This window comes from Stenotrophomonas sp. P5_B8, assembly GCF_054049855.1.
Genome location: NZ_JBFULO010000380.1, coordinates 1 through 3765, shown reverse-complemented (window position 1 = coordinate 3765; position 3765 = coordinate 1). Strand labels below are relative to the sequence as shown.

Sequence of the window (3765 nt, the reverse complement as noted above, 5' to 3'; positions counted from 1 at the left end):
GCCATCGGCGGAAGTCTTGTAGGAAACCGGACACTGCGGGTCATCCCCGCAGGTCTCAAGCACCATCAGGTAACCTCCGTCCGGACGCCGCGCCATCACAGGCATGCCAGGCCGGAGCAGACCGCCACCGGGTTGGTTGGCGATCGTCACCGCCTTGCTCCAGGTGCGCCCTCCGTCGCGGGACAGTTGCTGCGATACCACCTGGTTATAGGAGGGCTGCTCGTCCGCCCGGGTTTCGTCGGCGTAGACCACCGATAAGGTGCCATCTTCCAGGTACGTGAACACCGGCTCCCACACCCCCCGGTCCTTGCGACCGGCAGGGGATTCGTTGCGTGTGATGGTGCTGAGGAACCGCCAGCTGCGCCCCTGGTCGTCGCTGGCATACACGTTCAATCGGTAAGACACGCCATCGATGAGCGAGCGCATCGCCAGCAGAACGCGACCTTCGGGCAGGACCATCAGCTCGCCGTTGTCGAGCTTTCGCTTGGGCTCTTCCACCCGGGAGAGCGGCGCCCACGTGCGGGCTTTGTCGTCGCTGACAGAGAGCTGCAGCGTGGTGGTCTCGCCACCGGGATAGCGCGTCGTCACCGCCAGCCAGCGTCCGTCGGGCAGGCGTGCCAGGCGGCCCCAGCCCGCATTCTCCGCATCGACCGTGGCCGTATCGGTCCAGGTCACCTCGGCCGCCAGCGAAGGGAGCGCCACGGCTGTCAGCACGGCCAGCATCAGGGTGCGCAGGGGAAGCATCAGTTGCATGTCCATCACCAGTAAGTTGCGTACAGGGCCACCAGGATCGCCAGTACCGCAAGCGAGGCGACGTTGAATGACGGGGAGGTGGCATAGCCCACGTCATCGGTACGGATGCGGTCGCGGTCGCCACTGGCGCGGGTAGCCAGCGCAACACCGACCCCAAGCAGCAGGGTCGCCAAGAACACCACGCCCATGCGGTCCAGGAATGGCAGCGACGGCCACAGCAGCTTGAACACCAGCGATAGCAAGAACGAACCCACTGCGGCGGCCAGCGCGCCGGCCTCATTGGCGCGCTTCCAGAACAGACCCAGCAGGAAGATCACCACGATGCCGGGCGTGAAGAAGCCGGTGAACTCCTGGATGTATTGGAAGCCCTGGTCGAACCCGCCCAGCAATGGGCGTGCGGTCATCACCGCGACGATGATGGCGATGGAGGCGGCAATGCGGCCCACCCGCACCAGCTTCGCCTGCGAGGCGTCCGGCGCGCGCTTGGCGTAGAAATCCAGGGTGAAAATGGTCGCCACCGAATTGATCTTCGAGGCCAGCGACGCGACGATTGCCGCCACCAGCGCCGCGAAGACCAGCCCGAGGATGCCACTGGGCAACAGGGCCAGCATGGTGGGGTAGGCGGCGTCKGGTCGCTCCAGATCCGGCGCCAGCATCACCGCGGCAATGCCGGGCAGAACCACGATGGCCGGGATCAGCAGCTTGAGGGAGGCGGCGAACACCACCCCTTTCTGGGCCTCGCGCAGGTTCTTGGCCGCCAGTGCCCGCTGGATGATGTACTGGTTGAAGCCCCAATAGCTGAGATTGGCGATCCACATGCCGCCCAGCAACACCGAGAGGCCCGGCAGGTCCTTGTAGAACGGGTTGTCCTTGCTCAGGATCATCTCGAACCGCTCCGGGTGCTGCTGCCAGAGGTGCATGAAACCGTCGCTGACGCTGCCATCACCGATTTTGCTTAGTGTGATCACGGTTACCAGTAGGCCCCCCAGCACCAGCAGGCACACCTGCACGATATCGGTCAGCGCCACCGCCTTCAGGCCGCCGTACAGCTGGTAAGCCAGCGCGAACGCGCCGAGCAGCACCAGTGCAACATCCTGGTTGAGGCCAGCAACAMCGGCAATGGCAATCGAACCCAACCACAGGATCGAGGTGAGGTTGACGGACACATACAGGCCCAGCCAGAACACCGCCATGAGGGTGCGGATGCGGTTGCCGTAACGCTCTTGCAGGAACTGCGGCATGGTGGTTATGCCATTGCGCAGGAAAATCGGCAGGAACCATTTGCCGACGATCAGTAGGGTGATCGCGGCCATCCACTCATACGACGCGATGGCCAGGCCGATCGCATAGCCCGAACCGGACATGCCGATGATTTGTTCGGCCGAGATGTTGGCTGCGATCAGCGAGGCGCCGATGGCCCACCACGGCAGGCTGCGGCTGGCCAGGAAGTAGTCCTGCGCAGACTTCTGCTGGCCGGCTTTCTCGCGCGATACCCACTGTGCAAGGATGAAAATGCCCGCCAGGTAGGCCAGCACGATGCTGATATCAAGGGTGGAAAGGCTCATGGAATCTCCGCGGAAGTCCCACGCGGTGCGCGGGGCGGCAAGCTGGTGGGGTCGCCGGCGAACCGGGCTTCGGGAAGGCCGGCGATACCGGCGTTTTCGATGGAGAGCAGGTGCCCGGCAAGGGGGTCAACTGCACGCGCGGCGGCATCCAGCCCCTCGTGCGCACTGGTGATGAACAGCGTGCGGTGTCCAGGCCCACCGAAGGCCGGGCGAGTCGGTTGGCTGACCGGCGTGGCAATCGAGCGATCCTCGGTACCGTCGGGCAGGTAACGCACCACGCGTGCATCGCCCCACCGGGCGTTCCAGAGGCCGCCTTCGGCATCGACGGTGCTGCCGTCGGGCTCGCCGGGTTCGGCCTGCAGGTCAACGAACAGCTGCGCCGGCCCGAGCGTCTTGCCGTAATCACATCGCAGGATCTGCTTCTGTAGCGAATCACAGAAGTACATCGTGTCGCCTGAGGGGCTGAAGGTAATACTGTTGGAAATGGCGGCCGGCGGCAGCGGCAGGGTTTCCAAAGTAAGGTCCGCATTGAGGCGGAGGAACGGTGCTACCGCCTGCTTTGGGCCTTCGGCGGGCTCATGCAGCATGCCGAACACGAATCTGCCTTGACGGTCGCAAGCGCCATCATTGGCACGCGTATCGGTGGTTGCCAACCCACGCAGGTCCTGCAGGTCGCGGAATTCATTGCGTTCGGGGTGGAAGAACGCCAGCCGGGAGGCAAGGGCGAGCAGCAGCCAACCGTCCGCTTCGCACAGCGCCATCGCGGCCAGACGCTCCGGCATCGGCCAGCGGGTGATTGCCCCGTCCTGTGGACGGTAGCGCCACAACTTCGACTGCTGGATGTCGGTCCAGTACACCGCCTGCTCGCGGTCGCACCACAGCACGCCTTCGCCCAGGGTGTTTCCCGAGGGAACCGCCACGCTCATCGCGGCGGTCACACCCAGCCTCCGTCCACGATGAAGTCCTGGCCGGTGCACATGCGGCTGTCGTCGGCGGCCAGGAACAGTGCGGCACGGGCAAGATCGTCCGCACGCAGGTAGCCCGGCAGGCATTGCGAGCGCCGCAGCTGCGCTTCACCCTCCGCATCCAGCCACAGCCGCTGCTGTTTCTCGGTGATCACCCAGCCGGGGACCAGCGCGTTGATGCGGATACGGTCCTGGCCCAGCTCGCGGGCCAGCCCGTTCACCAGCCCGTGTACCGCGGATTTGGCCATGGCGTACAGCGGGTAACCACTGTTCTTGATCATCCAGCCGGTCGACCCCAGACAGATGATCGAGCCACCGCCCAGCGACCGCATGTCCGGCGACACGGCCTGGATCGCGAAGTACTGGTGGCGCAGATTGACCGCCACGCTGCGCTCGAAATCGGCCACGCCGGTGTCGGCCAAGGCATGGCGTGCGTCGTTGGCCGCGTTGTTGATGAGCACTGAAAACGGCCCCACCAAGCC

At 65.1% G+C, this 3765-nt stretch carries 4 protein-coding genes; all 4 read right to left on the bottom strand.

Features of this window, described 5'->3' with window-relative positions; genetic code table 11:
• Nucleotides 1–753: sialidase family protein (locus ACXJKH_RS16715; protein ID WP_457320990.1), on the bottom strand; the 753-nt coding region annotated here is incomplete at its 3' end.
• A gap of 5 nt (nucleotides 754–758) precedes the next feature.
• Nucleotides 759–2318: a sodium/sugar symporter gene (locus tag ACXJKH_RS16710; RefSeq protein ID WP_457320988.1), complete on the bottom strand. Its 1560-nt coding sequence runs from the start codon at nucleotides 2316–2318 to the stop codon at nucleotides 759–761.
• The gene (locus ACXJKH_RS16705) at nucleotides 2315–3256 is read right to left on the bottom strand and encodes an SMP-30/gluconolactonase/LRE family protein (RefSeq protein ID WP_457320986.1); all 942 of its coding nucleotides are present in this window, start codon (nucleotides 3254–3256) and stop codon (nucleotides 2315–2317) included. The genes ACXJKH_RS16710 and ACXJKH_RS16705 overlap by 4 nt, the downstream gene beginning before the upstream one ends.
• Nucleotides 3253–3765: SDR family NAD(P)-dependent oxidoreductase (locus ACXJKH_RS16700; RefSeq protein ID WP_457320984.1), on the bottom strand; the 513-nt coding region annotated here is incomplete at its 5' end. The genes ACXJKH_RS16700 and ACXJKH_RS16705, both read right to left, overlap by 4 nt.